The organism is Olleya sp. UBA1516 (genome assembly GCF_002323495.1).
Taxonomy (GTDB): Bacteria; Bacteroidota; Bacteroidia; order Flavobacteriales; family Flavobacteriaceae; genus Olleya.
In genome coordinates, this window is the sequence record NZ_DCQO01000009.1 from 267,576 (window position 1) to 286,857 (window position 19,282).

18 protein-coding genes are annotated in these 19,282 nt (G+C 32.1%); all 18 read left to right on the plus strand.

Annotated features, from left to right (window positions below):
• The first annotated feature begins 114 nt into the window (after positions 1-114).
• The 18 genes from B2989_RS05385 (at position 115) to B2989_RS05470 (ending at position 19,281) form a co-directional block, all read left to right on the plus strand.
• Positions 115-1,017 (plus strand): hypothetical protein, encoded by a 903-nt coding sequence (locus tag B2989_RS05385; protein WP_292945276.1) that lies wholly within the window; start codon positions 115-117, stop codon positions 1,015-1,017.
• 89 nt (positions 1,018-1,106) lie between these two features.
• On the plus strand, positions 1,107-2,171 hold the full coding sequence (locus tag B2989_RS05390; RefSeq protein ID WP_292945279.1) for a substrate-binding domain-containing protein: 1,065 nt from the start codon (positions 1,107-1,109) through the stop codon (positions 2,169-2,171).
• Between the two features lie 18 nt (positions 2,172-2,189).
• Complete coding sequence (locus B2989_RS05395; protein ID WP_292945282.1) at positions 2,190-3,713, plus strand: sugar ABC transporter ATP-binding protein; 1,524 nt, start codon at positions 2,190-2,192, stop codon at positions 3,711-3,713.
• A gap of 19 nt (positions 3,714-3,732) precedes the next feature.
• Positions 3,733-4,701, plus strand: a complete 969-nt coding sequence (locus tag B2989_RS05400; RefSeq protein WP_292945284.1) for an ABC transporter permease — start codon at positions 3,733-3,735, stop codon at positions 4,699-4,701.
• Positions 4,702-4,714: 13 nt separating this feature from the next.
• Positions 4,715-6,199 carry a mannitol dehydrogenase family protein gene (locus B2989_RS05405; protein WP_292945287.1) on the plus strand — a complete coding sequence of 495 codons (1,485 nt, stop codon included), beginning with the start codon at positions 4,715-4,717 and terminating at the stop codon, positions 6,197-6,199.
• A gap of 10 nt (positions 6,200-6,209) precedes the next feature.
• The gene (locus B2989_RS05410) at positions 6,210-7,091 is read left to right on the plus strand and encodes a carbohydrate kinase family protein (protein WP_292945290.1); all 882 of its coding nucleotides are present in this window, start codon (positions 6,210-6,212) and stop codon (positions 7,089-7,091) included.
• 136 nt (positions 7,092-7,227) lie between these two features.
• A complete protein-coding gene (locus tag B2989_RS05415; protein ID WP_348661344.1) occupies positions 7,228-7,806 on the plus strand; it encodes a Crp/Fnr family transcriptional regulator in 579 nt (192 codons plus the stop codon).
• 84 nt (positions 7,807-7,890) lie between these two features.
• On the plus strand, positions 7,891-8,985 hold the full coding sequence (locus tag B2989_RS05420; protein ID WP_292945293.1) for an alkene reductase: 1,095 nt from the start codon (positions 7,891-7,893) through the stop codon (positions 8,983-8,985).
• A 26-nt stretch (positions 8,986-9,011) separates the two neighbouring features.
• Positions 9,012-9,437: an OsmC family protein gene (locus B2989_RS05425; RefSeq protein WP_292945296.1), complete on the plus strand. Its 426-nt coding sequence runs from the start codon at positions 9,012-9,014 to the stop codon at positions 9,435-9,437.
• A 2-nt stretch (positions 9,438-9,439) separates the two neighbouring features.
• Positions 9,440-10,498, plus strand: coding sequence for an NAD(P)-dependent alcohol dehydrogenase (locus tag B2989_RS05430; protein ID WP_292945299.1), 1,059 nt, complete (start codon positions 9,440-9,442; stop codon positions 10,496-10,498).
• Between the two features lie 194 nt (positions 10,499-10,692).
• Entirely contained in the window at positions 10,693-12,012 is a 1,320-nt protein-coding gene (locus B2989_RS05435; RefSeq protein ID WP_292945301.1) for a TolC family protein, read from the plus strand.
• Positions 12,013-12,023: 11 nt separating this feature from the next.
• Positions 12,024-13,232: an efflux RND transporter periplasmic adaptor subunit gene (locus B2989_RS05440; protein ID WP_292945304.1), complete on the plus strand. Its 1,209-nt coding sequence runs from the start codon at positions 12,024-12,026 to the stop codon at positions 13,230-13,232.
• Positions 13,233-13,237: 5 nt separating this feature from the next.
• A complete protein-coding gene (locus B2989_RS05445) occupies positions 13,238-13,981 on the plus strand; it encodes an ABC transporter ATP-binding protein (protein WP_151894687.1) in 744 nt (247 codons plus the stop codon).
• A 2-nt stretch (positions 13,982-13,983) separates the two neighbouring features.
• Positions 13,984-15,204, plus strand: a complete 1,221-nt coding sequence (locus B2989_RS05450) for an ABC transporter permease (RefSeq protein WP_292945315.1) — start codon at positions 13,984-13,986, stop codon at positions 15,202-15,204.
• 7 nt (positions 15,205-15,211) lie between these two features.
• Positions 15,212-16,246: a sensor histidine kinase gene (locus B2989_RS05455; RefSeq protein WP_292945318.1), complete on the plus strand. Its 1,035-nt coding sequence runs from the start codon at positions 15,212-15,214 to the stop codon at positions 16,244-16,246.
• Positions 16,247-16,249: 3 nt separating this feature from the next.
• Positions 16,250-16,981 (plus strand): LytR/AlgR family response regulator transcription factor, encoded by a 732-nt coding sequence (locus tag B2989_RS05460; protein WP_292945321.1) that lies wholly within the window; start codon positions 16,250-16,252, stop codon positions 16,979-16,981.
• Between the two features lie 185 nt (positions 16,982-17,166).
• On the plus strand, positions 17,167-17,763 hold the full coding sequence (locus tag B2989_RS05465) for a DUF6515 family protein (protein ID WP_292945324.1): 597 nt from the start codon (positions 17,167-17,169) through the stop codon (positions 17,761-17,763).
• A 177-nt stretch (positions 17,764-17,940) separates the two neighbouring features.
• Positions 17,941-19,281, plus strand: a complete 1,341-nt coding sequence (locus B2989_RS05470) for a DEAD/DEAH box helicase (protein ID WP_292945327.1) — start codon at positions 17,941-17,943, stop codon at positions 19,279-19,281.
• Position 19,282: the final 1 nt, after the last annotated feature.

Here is a 19,282-nt window from a genome sequence, read left to right on the forward strand (position 1 = left end):
TATAACATATTTTTTTTGCGAATTATTAGGTTTTTATAAATTATTTATGATACATTTGAAAAACAAACGTAATTATGACGTTTAAAAATATACTGAATTTTAAAACATAATAAAATGATAATTAGCCAATTAACCAAACATACTATAAAGTCTGAAAAGCTTGGTAATAAAAATCTACTACTATTATTATTGTTTGGTTTTTTTATGCTTAGTGTTGTTCCAGATGTTTTTTCTCAAAATCAAGAGGTGTTAGAGGAAGACAACCAAAATAATGTAGAAGATACAGAGCAGGATTATGAGCCATTTAGTATAGGTGCGCATGTAAAGAATATGCACACATGGCATGGTTTTGTGGTGCATCCAGGAGCATTATTTACTGCTAACTTAGAATATAATTCAAAAAACAAGAAGTTTACTTTTGGTTTTTGGGGAGGAGCAAGTTTTTCTTCAGTAGATGTAAAAAACATTAACACTAACGAAAATGAAAGTGCTTACTATAAAGAGTTTTCAATTTATACCAAATACCGTTTTTCAGATAAGTTTTTTATTGAAGCAGTATCACATAATAATTATACAGGTGTAGAAGAAAGAGGAGATAAGCTTCACTATTGGAGTTATGATAAAACACAAGGTTATAATTTTGTGGATTTAAATTTTGGTTACAATATTACGCCTAATACGTTATTGTATTTAGCAACAATTATTAATGGAGGTTCTGGTGATTATCAAGTGCAATCCAATGGTGACCTAGAAAACTCGTGGACACATTATTTTGAAATTAATAGTAAAGTGTGGCAAAACAAATCTTCAAGCTTGTCTTTATTTGCTGGAGGTGCATGGTCTTTTATTACAGATAAAACTTTTTATACAAAAGGATCTGGTAATATCATTAATGTTGGTGCTACCTTTAGTAAAAAGCTTAAAATCAGTAATTATAATATACCAGTGGATGTTACTGCAATGTGGAATCCAGAGCAAGAAAAGACCGTGTTACAATTAGATATAACATTGTTTTAAATTAAAGCTAAAGCAGTAATAATTAATGTATAACGATAAAGTGTTAACTTACATAAAAAGACAAATATCTTTAAGTAATATTTAAAATCATGAGAATAAAAAACTTAAAATTCGAACTAAAATTTATAAGTATGCCAATGTTGGTTCTCTTATTTAATCTATCGCTATACAGCTGTGTAGAGCATTTAGACGTAAGTCAAAATAAAACAAGTGGTGCAGAGGTAGAAGGAGCGCTTTTTAATAGTGCTATAGATCTTACAGGTAAAAAAATAGGCTACTGCACACCATCATTAAATGCGCCTTACTACCAAGCTCTGCTACAAAGTATTAAATCTACTACAGAAAAAAATGGTATGATTTTTTTATCAGCAGACGGTCAAGATGATATCACCAAGCAAATTGCTGCGGTTGAGGATTTAATAACTAAAGGTGTTGATGCCCTTTTATTAAATCCAAAAGATCCAGATGCTTTGGTTGGGATTACAAAAGTAGCTAAAGCTGCAGGAATTCCGGTTTTTATAATTGATAGTTCTATAAACTCTTCCGCAGATTTTGTAACAACCATTCAATCTAATAATCTGGAAAATGGCGCATTAGCAGGAGAGTGGTTAGCTAAAAAAATGGGTAACACACCAATGAATATTGCTTTGTTAAGTGGTAACGCAGGAAACCCTGTTGGACGCACACGCAAACAAGGTTTGTTACAAGGTATAACAGAGGAGCAATTACGTACGCAAGGAAAAATTAATTTAAATGTAAAAACCCAAGCGTATACAGAGTGGTCTTATGCAGGTGGTTTAAAAGCTATGGAGGATATTTTGGTAGCTCATCCAGATATTAATGTGGTGATCACTGAGTCTGATGTGTGTGTGTTAGGTGCTATTAAAGCTATTGAACAGGCTGGTAAAACAGATGATATATTAATAGTTGCTGGTGCTGATGGACAAAAAGAAGCTATTAAGTACATTATGGAAACTGATTTTTATGGTTGTACTGCAATGAATAGTCCAGTGCAAATTGGTAAAAATGCTGTTAAATATGCAATAGAATATATAAACGGAAAACGTGATTTTGATAAAAAATCTTATACAGCACCTTTATTAATTACAAAAGAAAACGCTGCTAAATATTACAATCCTGATGCTTTATTTTAATAGCTAATATCCATTGATATGAAAAACTTAAAAAATGAATATCGTCTTGAAATGTCAGGTATATCCAAAAGTTTTGGTGTTGTTTCCGTATTAAAAGATGTGACTTTAAAAGTTAAACCAGGAGAAATTCATGCTTTATTAGGCGAAAACGGAGCAGGAAAATCAACACTTATAAAAATATTAAGTGGTGTACATTATAAAGACTCTGGTACTGTTCGCTTAAATGGCACAGAAATTAATCCTAAAAACACACATGAAGGTCAGGTTTTAGGCATAAGTGTGGTGTATCAAGAGTTGTCTTTAGTTAATGATTTGTCTGTTGCCGAAAACATCTATTTACACAAATTAGGAGCAAGTAAGTTTTGGATGAATTGGGATAAGATTACTAAAGATGCTCAAGCTTTAATAGACTCTTTAGGCTTTACAATTGACGCTTCAGCAAAAGTTAGAAATTTAAGTATAGTCCAAAAACAAGTAGTCGAAATTGCAAAAGCATTATCTGAAGACACTAAAGTATTGGTTTTAGATGAGCCAACAACTGTTTTTGATCCTACAGATACAAAAAAACTGTTTGACAACCTTTTTAGATTAAGAGATCAAGGAATTTCAATAATATACATTTCTCATCATTTAGACGAGATTATTAAAATAGCAGATTCTGTTACAGTACTTAGAGATGGTGTTGATACAGGAAGTATGGCTATTAAGGAGACAGATACAGATGGTATTATCCGATTAATGATTGGTCGCGAATTGAAAGATTTGTTTCCAATTAGAGATGTAAAAATAGGAACAGAACCTATTTTTGAGGTTAAAAATCTAACTGCAAAAGACACCATGGTTCATGATGTTTCTTTTTCAGTACGTCCAGGTGAAGTGCTTGGTATTGCAGGATTAGGAGGTAGTGGAAGAACAGAAACCGCTAAACTTATTTTTGGAGCAGACAAAAAAAAATCTGGAACTTTAATTTTAAACGGTAAAGAGATTAAAACAAAATCTCCGGTAGATGCTGCAGCGCATCAAATTGGTTTTGTGTCTGAAGACAGAAAAGAAGAAGGGGTTTTTCTACCACTGTCCATAAGAAGAAATATTAGTGTGACTAATTTTAATTCTATTTCAGGAAAATTAGGATTTATTAATGTGGACAGCGAGTATAAAAAGGTATTAAGTTTAATTGATAAATTAAACATTAAAACCCCAAGCTCAGAGATTGATGTTAAAAACTTAAGTGGTGGAAATCAGCAAAAAGTAGCTCTAGCTAAGTGGTTAAGTATTGATAGTAAAGTTATTTTTATTGATGAACCTACTAGAGGTGTAGATGTTGGTGCTAAAATAGAAATCTACAATCTTATAAACGAAGTCGCTAAAAAAGGAGTTGGAGTAGTTGTAATATCCTCTGATATGCCAGAAATTATGGGTATTTCTGACCGTATTTTAGTCATGCATGAAGGGACTATTTATGGCGAGTTACAAAAAGAACAATTTTCCGAAGAAAACATATTGCGTTACTCGATAGGTAAAGCATTAAAACAATCTAATTAAATATTAAAAATTTCATGTTATGGCTTTAACATTAAAACAACAACTTAGCAGTCCAAGTGGTATTCTTAAGTTTTTAGTAAAGTACAATACTATATTCATTTTTATTTTACTGGTAATTTTTTCAGCATTGATATCCGATGTGTTTTTTACTTCAGTAAACTTGTCTAACTTATTAAAACAAGTCTCTGGTATTGGTATTATTAGTATAGGGATGTTAATAGTAATATTAACAGGAGGTATTGATTTATCAGTTGGCTCCATGGTTGCATTGCTTGCAGTTACATTTGCTATTTTAATTAATTTAGTCATACTACCATTAGCTATTGTTTTTACCATTGCTATCGGTTTTGGTTTAGGTAGTATTTCGGGTTATCTAGTAGCTTATCAAAAAATGGCTCCTTTTGTTGCAACTTTAGCATTAATGACTATTGCAAGAGGATTAAGTTTTATTTACTCTAAAGGGTCTCCAGTTACTTTTAAAACTGCAGGAGGTGTATTTATGTCAAATTTTGCAAACAACTCTACATTAGGTGTTCCAAATATTGCTATAGTCTTTTTTTTAATCGTAATCGCTACTATGGTTATGTTGCGTTATAATGTATTTGGTCGTTTAATTATTGCTATTGGTAGTAATGAAGAAGCCTCACGCTTATCCGGAATTAAAGTTAACAAGTATAAGTTTTTGGTATATGCTATTTCTGGTGCTTTAGCTGCTACTGCTGCAATAATAGTCGCATCCAGAACTAATTTAGGATCACCAAATATGGGAATGTCTTGGGAGTTAGATGCTATAGCAGCTGTTGTGATTGGTGGAGCTAGTTTAAATGGTGGTAAAGGGACTGCTATTAATACGTTAATGGGTGTGCTTATTTTAGGATTAATAGGAAACATTTTAAACTTACTAAATGTACCTTCTTATCCTCAGCAAGTTGTTAAAGGAGCCATAATCATTTTTGCAGTATTACTTCAAAGATTTGAGAGTAAATAATAAAATTATTAAGATGAAAAATTACAAATTAAACGCTGAAAATCTTTCAAATATATCTGAAAGAATTACAGTATCACAATACGATAGAACGACCATAAAGACAGGAATAGTACACATTGGTATTGGTGGTTTTCATAGATCACATGAAGCTTTTTATACAGACCAATTATTACACGATCCAAACAACAAGGATTGGGGAATATGTGGTATTGCATTATTAGATTTTGATAGCAGAATTTATAATACTCTAAAAGATCAAAATGGATTGTATACTTTAGTGGTTAAAGAGTTAGATGGTACTCACACTAATCGTATTATTGGCTCTATAGTGGAGTTTTTATATGCGCCAGAAAATCCATTAGCGGTTATCGAAAAAATGGCTAGTCCTGAAGTAAAAATTATATCATTAACTATAACAGAAGGTGGTTATAATTACAACGAAGCGACTAAGACATTCGATTTTACAAATCCGTTAATTATTCACGATTTAGAATATCCTAACACACCAAAAACCATTTTTGGATATATCACACAAGCATTAAAGTTAAGGCAATCACTAGGTTTAAAGGGTGTAACTATTCAGTCATGCGATAACATTCAAGGTAATGGTCACATGACAAAAATGATGTTACTAAGTTATGTTAGCAAAGCTCAGCCAGATTTAATCGATTGGATTGAGTCAAACGTATCGTTTCCAAACGCTATGGTAGATAGGATAACACCAGCAACGACACCAGAGGATATATTAAAATTAATTAAAACTACAGGGATTCATGATGCTTGGCCAGTAGTTTGCGAGCCTTTTAAACAATGGGTTATAGAAGATAATTTTATTGAAGGAAGACCTGCTTGGGAAAATGTTGGAGCGCAGTTTGTAAAAGACGTGGTGCCATATGAAAAAATGAAACTAAGCTTATTAAATGCTGGTCATTCAGTAATAGGAATTTTTGGTGCATTAATGGGTTATAATACCATTGATGAAGCGGTCAACAATCCAAATATCAGAACTTTTCTAATGCATTATATGGATGAAGAAGTGACACCAACTTTAGGCGATTTAGAAGGTGTTGATTTGGATGCCTATAAACAATCGTTGTTAGAGCGCTTCGGAAATATCAATATTAAAGATCAAATTGATCGTATTTGTTCAGAAAGTTCGGCTAAGTTTCCCATTTTTATATTACCGACAGTAAACGCACAATTACAAGATAAATGTGATATTACTAGTGCTGCATTTGTAGTAGCTGCTTGGGCTATATATAGTTTAGGTAAAGATGAGAAAGGAAATGGTTTAATAATAAAAGATGCTATGCAACCGGTATTACATGCAAAAGCACTGGAAAGCACTGCTAATCCAGAAGCATTTTTAGAAATAGAAGCAATTTTTGGTTCATTAAAAGACTCAAAGCCATTTGTTGAAGCTTACACAACAGCATATAATGATATTTTAAAGTATGGTGTGGAGCAATGTGTATTTGATTTAAACGCTAATATTTAAACTAATATAAATGAAAAATATAGTTTGTTTTGGAGAAGTGTTATGGGATGTTTTTCCTTCACATAAAAAAATTGGAGGAGCACCTTTAAATGTGGCTTTGCGCTTAAAGTCTTTAGACAATAATGTATCAATTATTAGTAGTATTGGAGACGATAATAAAGGTAGTAAAATAAAAGATTTCATTTTAAGTCAAGGTGTAAATATCGATAATTTACAAGTGGATGTTAAGTTAAAAACTGGTAAGGTTAAAGTAATGCTTAATGCAAAAGGTTCTGCTTCATATGATATTATGTTTCCTAGAGCTTGGGATAATATTCAAATTACATCGCTTAATAAAAGTGTAACACAACAAGCTGATGCTTTTATTTACGGTAGTTTAGTTGCAAGAGATGAAAACTCCAGAGAGACTTTATACCAACTTTTAAAATATGCAAAGTACAAGATATTTGATGTAAATTTAAGAGCGCCATATTATACAAAAGAGGTTTTAAATCATTTAATGAATGAAGCTGATTTTATAAAATTTAATGATGAAGAAATTTTTGAAATAGGAGAAACATTAAATTCCAAAACACATTCTTTAGAGCAAAATATTAAATTTTTAGCGGATCATACAAATACCAAAACTATTTGTGTAACAAAAGGACGTCATGGCGCAATTTTATATTTTAATGATACCTTTTATTACAATAGTGGTTACCATATAGAGGTCGTTGATACTGTTGGTGCAGGAGATTCATTTTTAGCTACACTAATAAGCAAATTACTTAAGGGTGACAATCCTCAAGACGCCATTAATTATGCATGTGCTATTGGAGCATTGGTTGCGGGAAGTCAAGGTGCTAATCCTAAATTTAGTATGGAAGATATTAATACGTTTATTAACCCTTAAGTTATTTTACGTTTTTATTTTTTTTGAATTGATTGATAGTAGTTGATAAGGCTTTTATGTTTACATAAAGCCTTTTTTTATTCATTTAAAGCTCAATAATTCCATTGATATTTATTTAAATTTTTAGCATCTTTGTATGATGTATTCTGCTATCATAAATCACATAAATAATCACGTATCTCCAAGTTTGGAGGATATTAAATTATTTAATGCTGCTTTAAATCAAATATCTGTATCTAAAGGGCAGTTTTTACTAAAACCTGGCACACATGTTAAGCATGAATACTTTGTTGTTAAAGGCTGTCTAAAAGCATATTACATTGACGATAAAGGTGGTATTCATATTATTCAATTTGCTATTGAAAATTGGTGGATTGGAGATTTTGATGCTTTTTATAATCAAGGTTCATCCATCTTATATATTGAAGCTATTGAAGACGCCACACTATTGGCAATAAATTACGACGTGCTGCAAGAGTTATACACAAAAGCACCAGTTTTTGAACGTTATTTTAGGGTATTAATAACCCAAGCTTTTATCGCACAGCGTAAGCGTATTTTATCTACACTTGAAAAAAATACTAAAGAAAGGTATTTAGAGTTTTGCGTGTCGTATCCAAATATTGAAAACCGAGTACCCAATTATGACATTGCCAATTACCTTGGTATTTCTCCTGAAAACCTAAGCAGAGTAAGAAAACAATTAAAAAGTTAAATCTGTCTTAATTGATGTAGGTCAATTAAATTGATGTTTCTGATTTGTAAATTTGATGTTATTAACATAATACAGTTTATAAATATGAGCAAACAACCTTTATTACTACCATATAACAAAAGCATAAGTTTAAATAACAGAGTCGTTATGGCTCCTATGACACGTAGTCGTGCAAATAACGATGGTAATGTACCAATAGATCAATTACACGGATTATACTATGAGCAACGTGCTTCTGCAGGCTTAATAATTACCGAAGGATCTCAAGTGTCAAAAAAAGCTGTCGGTTATATCAATACCGCAGGAATACATACAAATGCGCAAATAGAGGGCTGGAAAAAAGTAACCAAACGTGTGCACGATAAAGGCGGAAAAATCTTTATTCAATTATGGCATGTTGGACGTATGTCACATCCAGACTTTCATAATGGAGATTTACCAGTATCATCTTCAGCTTTAAATCCAAACGCAAAATCGTATACACCTGATGGGTTTAAAGATACTGTGACACCTAAGGCAATGACTATTCAAGAGATTAAACAAACGGTTAAAGATTTTCAAGATGCTGCAGCAAATGCAGTAAAAGCAGGTTTTGATGGTGTAGAGATTCATTCATCAAATGGTTATTTATTTCATCAGTTTTTTAATAATTCATCTAACAATAGAACAGATGAATATGGTGGAAGCATAGAAAATAAAACACGTTTTTTCTTTGAAGTTTTAGATGCTATAAAAGAAGTAATTCCGCAAGAAAAAATTGGAGCACGTTTTAACCCATCCTTAGATGGTCTTTTTGGTATGACAATGGATGAAGAGACCATTCCTACATTTGAGTATATTATCAAAAAATTAAATAACTATAATCTAGCTTACGTACACTTATCAGAACCTTTTAATGATGTTTCAGAGATTCCTTATGCAGTCAAAGAGATTGCTAAGCATTTTAGACCATTATATAATGGTACATTAATGATTAATGCAGGTTTTGATCAAGAAAAAGGAAACAAGGTTATTGAGGATGGTAATGCAGATTTAGTCGCTTACGGTAAGTTATTTATTTCAAATCCAGATTTAGTAGCACGTTTTGAAAACAATTTAGAGCTGGCAGATTGGGATGAAGATACTTTTTACACAACAGGAGAAAAAGGATACACTGACTATCCAACAGCGTCTAAATAATTATAGTTTAACTTAAAACATACAAAATGAAATTTACAAGAAAAGCAAATGCAGAATGGAAGGGAAGTGGTAAAGATGGACAAGGAAGTCTAACCACAGGAAGTAAAGTTTTAGATAAAACACAATATTCGTTTCATACACGATTTGAAGATGGTGAAAAAGGAACAAACCCAGAGGAGTTAATAGGAGCAGCACACGCAGGATGTTTTGCAATGCAATTAAGCTTTTTATTAAACGAAGACAATTTTACAGCAACAAGTTTGGAAGTAGATGCTACGGTTACTTTTGAGGATGGAGCAATTACTAAAATAACACTAAACCTAGAAGGTGATGTTCCAGAAATTGATGCAGAACAATTCCAGCAAATAGCACACAAAGCAAAGGAAGTATGTCCAATTTCCAAAGTATTTAATACAGAGATAGAACTTAAAGTAACACTTAAAAAAGCATAAAAATGGCAACGACAACAGTAAAAGCATATGGTGCAACTTCAGCAACCGAAGATTTAAAACCTTTAGATATTCAACGACGTGCTGTAGGTACGGACGACGTAAAAATTGATATTACGTATTGTGGTGTTTGCCACAGTGATATCCATACGGTTAGAAACGATTGGAAAGGATCTACCTATCCAGTAGTGCCAGGACACGAAATTATTGGTCGTGTTACAGAGGTTGGATCAGCAGTTAGCAATTATAAAGTTGGTGATTTAGTAGGTGTAGGATGTTTAGTAGACTCTTGCCAATCTTGCGCATCATGTGATCAGGATTTAGAACAATTTTGCGAAAAAGGTGCAACGTGGACCTACAACAGTCCAGATAAACATATTGAAGGTAAACAAACCTATGGTGGATACGCATCGTCAGTAGTGGTTGACAAAAAATTTGTATTAAGTATTCCTGAAAATTTAGACGAGGCAGCAACAGCACCTTTATTATGTGCTGGAATTACAACATGGTCCCCTTTAAGTCACTGGAAAGTTAAAAAAGGAGATAAAGTAGGTGTTATTGGTCTAGGTGGTTTAGGTCACATGGGAGTTAAATTTGCGAATGCTTTAGGAGCGCATGTTGTTATGATTACAACATCTCCAGAAAAAGGTAAAGATGCAAAAAGATTAGGCGCACATGAAGTGTTAGTGTCTAAAGATGCAGACGACATGAAAAAACACCAAGGTAGTTTCGATTTTATCTTAAATACCATTCCTGTAGGTCATAAAATGGATCCGTATTTAGGGTTACTTAAAATAGACGCTACGATGGTTTTAGTTGGTGCAATTGAAGCGTTAGAACCTTTTCATGGTGGAAATATTATAGTAGGTCGTAAACGTATAGCAGGATCTTTAATTGGAGGTATAAAAGAAACACAGGAGATGTTAGATTTTTGTGGAGAACACAATATTACCAGTGATATTGAACTTATTGATATGCAAGATATTAATAAAGCCTACGATCGTGTAACAAGTAACGATGTTAAATATCGTTTTGTAATTGACATGAATTCGCTTAAAAATTAAAGCACTTTTTTAATTATATAAAAAACAGTCTCTAAGTTATTTAGAGGCTGTTTTTGTTTTTAGGCTAAAGCCGAAAAATTCTCGTCGATAGATTTCCCGATTTCGTATAGTTAAAACCCTCAAACGTCTATCGCATTATAATAAGATAGTATATAGTTTCACCTTTGAAGTGTAGAATTAAAACACCTTTTAAAATGAAATTATATTTAATCATAGTCAGTTTATTTTTTGTGCAATTGTCGTTTGCTCAAGAAACATCAACTAAAGTTTGGTCGCTTCAAGATTGCATAGATTATGCAATTGAGCATAATATTACGATCAAAGATGCCACTTTAGATAAAAACCTTGCCGAAGTAGATTACAGCAAAGCAAAATCGTCTAGATTACCAAACCTATTTGGTAGTGCATCGCAAAATTTTTCTAACGGAAGTACTATAGATCCTATTACTAGCGATTATGTTACAGATCAAATCCATAGTACAAATGTTGGTATTAATAGTTCGATGACTTTATTTCAAGGGAATCAACTTAGCAATCAAATCAAGCAAAACAAGATTTTATTAGAGCAAAGTATTTTTCTAGAAGAAGTCGAAAAAAACAATATTGTTTTAAACATTCTAGAAGTGTATCTACAAACGCTTTATAGCAAAGAAAGTATCGCTATAGCGGAAAACAATGTTGTTGCATCAGAAAAAGAAGTTGAAAGAGCAAAAGCAAGATTAGATGCAGGAACCATTGCTTTAGGTGATTACACCGAAGCACAAAGTCAAGCAGCTACTAACAAATTCAATGTTATATCTGCTAAAAATGATTATCAGCAATACATTATTCAACTGAAACAATTATTAGAATTATCGCCTTTAGAAGATATTCAAATTGAAACTATTGATGAAAACATGGATTTAATTAATCTAGACATCGATAAAAATCAACTTTATAATAATGCTATTGGTTTTCTGCCAGAAATTCAGGCAAGTCAATTAAATATTGCAGCAAACGAGAAAGAACTTGACATTGCTAAAGGTGGTTTTTTACCAACCTTATCCTTAACAGGAAGTATGGGTTCTGGTTACACAAGTATTAACGATAATACGTTTTCAGATCAGTTTGATGTTAACTTCAATCAAAAATTAGGCTTATCGTTAACCATTCCAATATTTAATAGAAATCAAACTAAAGCAGCAGTTAAAACAGCATCAATAAATATTGATAAAGCGGAAATACAAAAGCAAAACACAGAAAAAGAAGTGTATAAAAAAGTAGAAACTGCTTACCAAAATGCAGTCTCTGCACAAGAGCAAGTTATAGCTACTGAAGCCTCTAAAGTAGCAGCAGAACAAAGCTATAACCTAGCACAAAAAAAATACGAATTAGGTGCATTAAGTACTACAGACTTGGTAATAAGTCAAAACACATATACCAATGCACAACAAAACTATTTACAGTCTAAATACTTAAATATTTTGTACCACGAATTATTACAATTTTACCAAGGAAACGATATTAAACTTTAATCAAAACGATCATGAAAAACAAAAAAAATATAATAATAACTAGCATTGTCGTACTTGTACTTGCATTTGTAGGCTATAGCTTTTTAAAAAGCGACGATGCCATAGTAATAGAACCTAAAACGGTTACAGCAAAAATAAATAACGTAACCACTATGGTTACTGCAACGGGAACTATTGAGCCAATTACACAAGTAGAAGTTGGTACACAGGTTTCTGGAGTTGTGGAGAAAATTTATGTGGATTACAATAGCGTAGTTAAAGAAGGTCAGCTTATTGCAGAATTAGATAAAACTAACTTAAATGCTGCAAAAACACAAGCACAAGCAGCTTATGATAATGCTGTAAGCCAAAGAAATTACACCAAAACTATTTACGACAGACAAAAAACCTTATATGATAATCAGGTAATTAGCAAATCCGATTTTGATGATGCAGCTTTTAATTACGATACAGCAAAAGGTACAGTAACACAGCGTTATTCAGATTTACAATCTGCTAGAACAAATTTAGGTTATGCTAATATATATTCGCCAATAAATGGAGTTGTTTTATCTAGAGCTATTGATGAAGGACAAACAGTTGCAGCAAGTTTAAGCACGCCAACCTTATTTACAATTGCTCAAGATTTAAAAGAAATGCAAGTAGAAGCAGATGTAGATGAAGCAGATATTGGAAATGTAAAAGAAGGACAACGTGTAACCTTTACAGTAGATGCTTATTTAGGCGAAACTTTTGAAGGTGAAGTCACACAAGTACGTTTAGATCCAACAGTAACATCAAACGTAGTAACGTACACAGTGGTTATTAAGGCACACAATCCAGATTTAAAACTTAAACCAGGATTAACAGCAACTATTTCAATTTTCACATTGGAATTAAATGATGTGTTAACTGCAGAAGCTAAAGCCATAAACTTTACTCCAGAAACTGAAACATTAACGTCTTATAATACACATCATAATTTATCAAGCAGTGTTAGTACAGCTTCAAAAAAAGAAACTACACTTTGGGTATTAGGAAAAGATAGAAGTATAACACCAAAAACAGTAACATTAGGCGCTAGTGATGGTGTAAATGTACAAGTGTTAAGCGGAATTAATGAAGGTGATGAGTTAGTGTATAGTTTAAAAGGTGTATCAAAAGCAGAAGCTTCAGGACCAGCAGGAGCAAACGAAAGTCCGTTTATGCCACAACGTCCAGGAGGAAACAAGAAAAAATAAAAGCCATGAGTAAAGACATTATTAAAATAGAAGACTTAAAACGACAGTTTACCATGGGAACCGAAACGGTACATGCCTTAAAAGGAATTTCGTTTAATATAAAAGAAGGTGAATTTGTTACCATAATGGGATCTAGTGGTTCTGGAAAAAGTACGATGCTTAACATTTTAGGGTGTTTAGATCAGCCAACCTCTGGTGAATATGAAATTGATGGTGTAAGTGTTAAGGCTTTAAGCCGAAATGAATTAGCAACCATAAGAAACGAAAAAATTGGATTCATATTTCAATCTTATAACTTATTGGCAAGAACATCTGCAATAGAAAATGTAGAATTACCCTTGTTATATAACAGTAAAGTGTCTACTGAAGAGCGCAGAGAACGTGCTATAAAAGCATTAGAAATGGTTGGTTTAGGAGATAGATTGCATCATACACCTTCGCAGCTTTCAGGAGGACAACAACAACGTGTTGCTATAGCAAGATCCTTGGTAAATAACCCAGTAATGATTCTGGCAGATGAGGCAACAGGAAACTTAGACACAAGAACCTCGTACGAAATTATGTCGCTGTTTCAGGAGCTAAATCAAAAAGGGATTACCATCACTTTTGTTACACATGAGCCTGATATAGCCACTTTTAGTAGCAGAACTATTGTATTAAAAGATGGAAGTATCATGCAAGACTATAAAAATCATAAAGTACAATCTGCAGCAGAGCAATTAGCTAAACTGCCTAAACAAGACGATTAATTATGAGACTATTAAATTTAATAAAAATTGCTTTTAAGGCAATTGTCCTTAATAAAATGAGAACCTTGCTGACTATGTTAGGTATCATCATTGGTGTAGCGTCTGTAATTGCTATGTTAGCTATTGGTGAAGGTTCTAAAGAAAGTATTCGTTCTACCATTTCAAATATGGGTTCAAATATGATTACCATACAACCAGGAGCAGACGATAGAGGTCCTGCCAGAGGTAGTGGAGGAGATGTGCAAACATTAACGCTTCAAAATTACGAAGTGATAAAAGCGCAAGCCGATTTATTAAGTTATGTAACACCAGTCGTTAATGGTGGTGGACAAGTTATTAATGGCTCAAACAACTGGCCTTCTTCCATTTATGGTGTAAATCCAGAGTATCTAGATATTAAAGTTGTTGGTTTACAGAGTGGTAGTATGTTTACACATGCCGAAGTTAAATCGGCTTCTAAAGTTGTAGTAATTGGGCAAACGGTTGTCGATAATGTGTTTCCTGATGGACAAGAACCTGTAGGACAAATGATTCGTTTTAATAATATACCGTTTAAAGTTATTGGTGTTTTAGAAGAAAAAGGAGAAAACACCTTTGGTCAAGATCAAGATGATGTAGTTATTGCGCCTTATACAACGGTTCAAAAACGTATTTTGGCAATAGACCATTTAAATCAAGTTATAGCTTCTGCAATTAGTGAAGATGATGCTGCAGATGCTGTGACTCAGGTTACAGAAATTTTAAGAACTGAGCATAAACTATTAGATAATGAAGAAGATGATTTTAGTGTGCGTTCTATGGAAGAGTTAATTTCAACGTTTAGCTCTACTAGCGAAATGCTAACCGTACTTTTAGTTGCAGTTGCAAGTATATCGCTATTAATTGGTGGTATTGGTATTATGAATATCATGTATGTTTCTGTAAAAGAGCGTACTAAAGAAATTGGTTTACGTATGGCTGTTGGTGGTAAGGGATCGGATATTTTAATGCAGTTTTTAATCGAAGCTATTTTAATAAGCATCACTGGTGGATTACTTGGTGTAATCTTAGGACTTGGAGCCACGGTTTTTATCGAAAAATTCTTAAATTGGCCTACAAGTGTTGCGCTGTACTCAATAGTAATATCATTTGCAGTATGTGCAGTTACAGGTATCTTTTTTGGATGGTATCCTGCAAGAAAAGCTTCAGCTTTAGATCCAATAACCGCTTTACGTTACGAATAAAAAACTCATGATTAAAAATAAAAACATAACACTGTTATCGCACATTCTAGTTTGGTTTGTACTGTTTAGCATGCCTTACTTATTGTCTTACGGTCAAGAGCAAGACATAAATAGAGTGGTTATACATTTTTGGATTCCGTTAGTGCTATCTGCTGTTTTGTTTTATCTCAATTATTTTGTGCTAATAGATAAGTTTTTATTCACAAAAAAAACAGTTTGGTTTGTAGGTATTAATGTGATTTGCATTGCATTATTCATTTATTTTAAAGAAACAGTTGAAGGTGCTTTTTTTCAAAATATTGTTAAGAAAAGAGTGGATAGTGATAGTTCTGGTCCACCATTTAAGATGTTTATTTACGTTCAAATGGTATCATATATGGCACCTTTATTGTTTTCAATAGCATTAAAAACAACAAAACGTTGGGTAAAAACAGAAGCAGAACGTAAGGAAGCTACCAATTTTAAATTACAGTCAGAATTACAACATTTACATTACCAGTTACAACCGCATTTCTTTTTCAATTCATTGAATAATATTTATGCTATGGTAGATATTTCACCAGATCAAGCCAAAACATCAATACATAGTTTGAGCAAGTTGATGCGTTACATGTTATATGAAACAAGCGAAGAATCTATTGCTTTAACTAAAGAAATAGATTTTATGAAAAAGTATATCGAGCTTATGAAGCTTCGTGTGTCTGACAAAACAGTTGTTAATTATAGTTTTCCTTCAGCTGAAACGGGAATTAAAATTGCACCTTTATTATTTATTTCATTAATTGAAAACGCTTTTAAACATGGTGTTTCCGCTAGTAAAGCAAGTACTATTGACATTAACATGACTTGCGATAATCAAACGGTTTTATTTACTATCGAAAATCATAATTTTCCGAAGAAAACCGAAGATAAAAGTGGCTCAGGAATAGGACTACCTAATATTAAAAAACGATTAGAATTGTTGTATCCAAACAAAAATAGTTTTAAAACCTTTGTAAAAGAATCGCGTTTTGTAGCCCAATTAGAAATTGAAACCAACTAAAGTATGAGCAACCTAAAAATATCTTGTGTAATTGTAGATGATGAGCCTATGGCTTTAAATTTAGTAGAAAGTTATGTTGAGAAAACACCTTTTTTAGAACTAAAACAGAAATGTAGTAGTGCAATTGAAGCTATGGAGTTTGTTAAAAATAATCCTGTAGACTTATTGTTTTTGGACATACAAATGCCAGATTTAACAGGTATTGAATTTTCTAAAATGTTACCAAAAGATACACGTGTTGTTTTCACCACCGCTTTTGATAATTATGCGTTAGAAGGCTTTAAAGTAGAAGCTATAGATTATTTATTAAAACCTTTTGATTACGCTGAGTTTTTAGCTGCAGCCAACAAAGCAGCTACTTGGTTTGAATTAGTAAAAGGGAAGAAGCAACCTGTAATTTCTGAAGCAAAAGAATTTCTTTTTGTAAAATCGGAATACAAACAATTGCGCATAAAATTAACAGATGTTTTATATTTTGAAGGTTTAAAAGACTACATTAAAATCTGGTTAAAAGACAACCCAAAAGCTATTTTAACTTTAATGAGTTTAAAATCTTTAGAACAAGAATTACCAGAAACACAATTTATGCGTGTGCATCGTTCGTTTATAGTATCACTTAAAAATATAGATGTTATTGAGCGTAGTCAGATTATAATTAACGACCAACGTATAACAGTTTCGGAGCAATATAAGCCTAAATTTTTAGAGTATATTAATAATAATTCTTTGCATTAATTTACTGGGATTTTGTCTCTTCAAAATAATCTCATCTATAAAAATACTGGTTTGGTAGATACAATCTAGTTAACGGTATATTTTCATTTTTTAACAGGAATAATTCAAATACCTTTAAACTATTAATACTAAAAAACGTCTTAGTATTGATAGTAAAATAAAGTTGAATTTTAAATCTTTAAATTATGAAAACATTTATAAAAGCATACATATTGCCAGCAGTATTACTGATAGCATTTGCTACACAAACAGAAGCACAAACAAGAAGAACTACAAGTAATAAAAAGGTTGTTACAACCACAACAACGACTACTAAACGTACTGTTGCTGCGCGTGTGCCTAGCACTAAGGTTACTTATAAAACACCAAAACGTAAAGTGGTTTCAGTTAGAACTGTACCAAACAGAACGGTCGTAACATACAGAGGACAAAACTATTACTATGCTAACAATAAGTATTATACACAGTCTAGAGGTCGTTATATTGTAATAGCGCCAAAGGTTGGTTTTAGGATTAATACCTTACCAGTAAATTATAAAAAAGTACGTTATAATAATCGTAATTATTACAATGCTTATGGTGTATTTTATACTCAAATAGGTAATGAATATGAAGTAGTAGATCCTGAAGTTGGTACTATTGTTTATGAGTTACCAGACGATTATGAAAAGGTTGTTATAAACGACGAAACATATTACGAATACGCAAATATATTATACGAAAAAATACAAATAGATGGTACCAGAGCTTATGAAGTGGTTGGTATTATAGAAATGGAATAAATGATTTTTTGATTTGGTTTGTTGATAGTGAGAAAAGGGGATAATTTGAAAAATTATCCTCTTTTTGATTTATATAATTTATTAAATTAAATAACTGTTTAAAAGGGATTCTAAATCGCATGACATAAATCTATTAAACCAATAAAACTCCACTATATTTGCATAAAATTATATTTTATGTCACAACAATTTTTAAGTTTAGGTATTCACGCAGCATTGCAAAGCACTTTAGCAGATTTGCAAATTACAAAACCAACAGATATTCAATCAAAAGTAATACCTGTAATACTAAACCAAACTGACGATATTGTTGCTATTGCAAAAACAGGAACAGGAAAAACTGCTGCTTTTGGATTACCATTATTACAATTAATAGATAGTAATAAAAGTGATATTCAAGCAGTTATTTTAGCTCCAACAAGAGAGTTGGGTCAGCAAATATTTAAAAATTTAGAAGCATTTAATTCATCTCAATTAAACGTGTCTATTGCTGGTGTTTTTGGTGGTATACCAATAAAGCCACAGATCGAAGCACTTAAAAAAACTACTCATATTGTTGTAGCAACTCCTGGACGTTTAGCGGACTTAATAGAGCGCAACGCTATAAATATAAAAGAGATTTCATATTTTGTTTTAGATGAAGCAGATGAAATGGTTAGTGCACATAAAGAAGGTCTTGATGCTATAATTAAGGTTTTACCAAAAAGCAGAAGAACGTTGTTGTTTACTGCAACTATGCCAGGAACAATAAAGCAATTGGTTCAAAACAGTTTGTCTAAAAAAGTGCTGACTATTGAAGCTGATATGGAAACCGTTGGACACCAAGGTATAGATCATCAATATGTGGTGGTTGAGCCTATAGAGAAATTAAATGTGTTAATGCACTTTTTAAACGCCAATGATGGTCAGCGTGGTATTATTTTTTGTAAAACAAAAGCAGCAGTTAATAAGTTAGCTAAAAATTTAGCGATAAATAAATTTTCTTCTGGAGCTATACATGGTAGCTTAACACAAGGGATTCGAGATCGTATTATGGGTCAATTTAGAGAAGGTCACATTAATATACTTGTAGCAACAGATTTGGCTGCTCGTGGAATTGATGTTAAAGATTTAGCTTTTGTAGTTAATTATCATTTACCTGATACATACGATGCTTATGTGCATAGAAGTGGTCGTACAGCTAGAGCAGGAGCAAATGGTCTTGCATTAAGTGTTATCCAAGAAGACGAGGTACAAGACATTCCGGATTTTGAAGCAGAACTAGGTATTAATTTCAAACAATATCAAAAAGCTGATGCTAAAAGTATAGAAGAAAATAATGGATTACTTTGGGCTAAAAAAATCTTTAAAACTAAGGTAAACAGAGATATTCCAGAAGATTTTAAAGCGAAAGTAAAAACTATTTTTCATCATTTAACAAAAGAAGAATTAGTAGATAAAATATTATCCAATTACATAGCAGAAAATAATACCATTGTTGATAAACAAGAGGTTATAAAGAAAAAAAAGAAAAAATAAA

Coding starts and splice junctions, on each gene's coding strand:
- B2989_RS05455 (WP_292945318.1), top strand. CDS start 15,212: ATGATTAAAAATAAAAACATAACACTGTTATCGCACATTCTAGTTTGG.
- B2989_RS05395 (WP_292945282.1), top strand. CDS start 2,190: ATGAAAAACTTAAAAAATGAATATCGTCTTGAAATGTCAGGTATATCC.
- B2989_RS05390 (WP_292945279.1), top strand. CDS start 1,107: ATGAGAATAAAAAACTTAAAATTCGAACTAAAATTTATAAGTATGCCA.
- B2989_RS05400 (WP_292945284.1), top strand. CDS start 3,733: ATGGCTTTAACATTAAAACAACAACTTAGCAGTCCAAGTGGTATTCTT.
- B2989_RS05445 (WP_151894687.1), top strand. CDS start 13,238: ATGAGTAAAGACATTATTAAAATAGAAGACTTAAAACGACAGTTTACC.
- B2989_RS05425 (WP_292945296.1), top strand. CDS start 9,012: ATGAAATTTACAAGAAAAGCAAATGCAGAATGGAAGGGAAGTGGTAAA.
- B2989_RS05435 (WP_292945301.1), top strand. CDS start 10,693: ATGAAATTATATTTAATCATAGTCAGTTTATTTTTTGTGCAATTGTCG.
- B2989_RS05465 (WP_292945324.1), top strand. CDS start 17,167: ATGAAAACATTTATAAAAGCATACATATTGCCAGCAGTATTACTGATA.
- B2989_RS05460 (WP_292945321.1), top strand. CDS start 16,250: ATGAGCAACCTAAAAATATCTTGTGTAATTGTAGATGATGAGCCTATG.
- B2989_RS05415 (WP_348661344.1), top strand. CDS start 7,228: ATGATGTATTCTGCTATCATAAATCACATAAATAATCACGTATCTCCA.
- B2989_RS05450 (WP_292945315.1), top strand. CDS start 13,984: ATGAGACTATTAAATTTAATAAAAATTGCTTTTAAGGCAATTGTCCTT.
- B2989_RS05405 (WP_292945287.1), top strand. CDS start 4,715: ATGAAAAATTACAAATTAAACGCTGAAAATCTTTCAAATATATCTGAA.
- B2989_RS05420 (WP_292945293.1), top strand. CDS start 7,891: ATGAGCAAACAACCTTTATTACTACCATATAACAAAAGCATAAGTTTA.
- B2989_RS05430 (WP_292945299.1), top strand. CDS start 9,440: ATGGCAACGACAACAGTAAAAGCATATGGTGCAACTTCAGCAACCGAA.
- B2989_RS05440 (WP_292945304.1), top strand. CDS start 12,024: ATGAAAAACAAAAAAAATATAATAATAACTAGCATTGTCGTACTTGTA.
- B2989_RS05470 (WP_292945327.1), top strand. CDS start 17,941: ATGTCACAACAATTTTTAAGTTTAGGTATTCACGCAGCATTGCAAAGC.
- B2989_RS05410 (WP_292945290.1), top strand. CDS start 6,210: ATGAAAAATATAGTTTGTTTTGGAGAAGTGTTATGGGATGTTTTTCCT.
- B2989_RS05385 (WP_292945276.1), top strand. CDS start 115: ATGATAATTAGCCAATTAACCAAACATACTATAAAGTCTGAAAAGCTT.